Below are 1,195 nucleotides of genomic sequence, written 5' to 3'. Positions count from 1 at the left end.
GGAAGGTGCGAATAAGCGGGGAAATTCTTCTCGGCTGACTCAGTCATTTCATTTCTTCATGTTTGAGCCGATTTTTTCTCCCGTAAATGCCTTGAATCAGCCTATTTAGACCGTTTCTTCGCCATTTAAGGCGTTATCCCCAGTTTTTAGTGAGATCTCTCCCACTGACGTATCATTTGGTCCGCCCGAAACAGGTTGGCCAGCGTGAATAACATCGCCAGTTGGTTATCGTTTTTCAGCAACCCCTTGTATCTGGCTTTCACGAAGCCGAACTGTCGCTTGATGATGCGAAATGGGTGCTCCACCTTGGCCCGGATGCTGGCTTTCATGTATTCGATGTTGATGGCCGTTTTGTTCTTGCGTGGATGCTGTTTCAAGGTTCTTACCTTGCCGGGGCGCTCGGCGATCAGCCAGTCCACATCCACCTCGGCCAGCTCCTCGCGCTGTGGCGCCCCTTGGTAGCCGGCATCGGCTGAGACAAATTGCTCCTCTCCATGCAGCAGATTACCCAGCTGATTGAGGTCATGCTCGTTGGCCGCGGTGGTGACTAGGCTGTGGGTCAGGCCACTCTTGGCATCGACACCAATGTGGGCCTTCATGCCAAAGTGCCATTGATTGCCTTTCTTGGTCTGATGCATCTCCGGATCGCGTTGCTGCTCTTTGTTCTTGGTCGAGCTGGGTGCCTCAATGATGGTGGCATCGACCAAGGTGCCTTGAGTCATCATGACGCCTGCTTCGGCCAGCCAGCGATTGATGGTCTTGAACAATTGGCGGGCCAGTTGATGCTGCTCCAGCAGGTGGCGGAAATTCATGATGGTGGTGCGGTCAGGCAAGGCGCTATCCAGGGATAACCGGGCAAACAGACGCATGGAGGCGATTTCGTACAGAGCATCTTCCATCGCGCCATCGCTCAGGTTGTACCAATGCTGCATGCAGTGAATGCGTAGCATGGTTTCCAGCGGATAAGGTCGCCGGCCATTACCAGCCTTGGGGTAAAACGGCTCGATGACTTCCACCATGTTTTGCCATGGCAGAATCTGCTCCATGCGGGACAAGAAAATCTCTTTTCTGGTCTGACGGCGCTTACTGCTGAATTCACTGTCGGCGAAGGTAAGTTGATGACTCATGATGAACCCTGTTCCATGGCTCCAGATGACAAACATGATCTCATATCAGGGACTTGTTCGCACCTTCC

At 53.0% G+C, this 1,195-nt stretch carries 1 protein-coding gene; it reads right to left on the bottom strand.

Going from position 1 to position 1,195, the window contains the following annotated elements; genetic code table 11:
- Nucleotides 1-146 precede the first annotated feature (146 nt).
- Nucleotides 147-1,127, bottom strand: a complete 981-nt coding sequence (locus tag OOJ60_RS24460) for an IS5-like element IS5 family transposase (protein ID WP_000019402.1) — start codon at nt 1,125-1,127, stop codon at nt 147-149.
- Between the last annotated feature and the right edge of the window lie 68 nt (nt 1,128-1,195).

The sequence above is a fragment of the Citrobacter sp. R4 genome (assembly GCF_026719175.1).
Classification (GTDB): Bacteria; Pseudomonadota; Gammaproteobacteria; order Enterobacterales; family Enterobacteriaceae; genus Citrobacter_A; species Citrobacter_A sedlakii.
This window is presented reverse-complemented; position numbering and strand designations above follow the sequence as displayed.

Coding starts and splice junctions, on each gene's coding strand:
- OOJ60_RS24460 (WP_000019402.1), bottom strand. CDS start 1,127: ATGAGTCATCAACTTACCTTCGCCGACAGTGAATTCAGCAGTAAGCGC.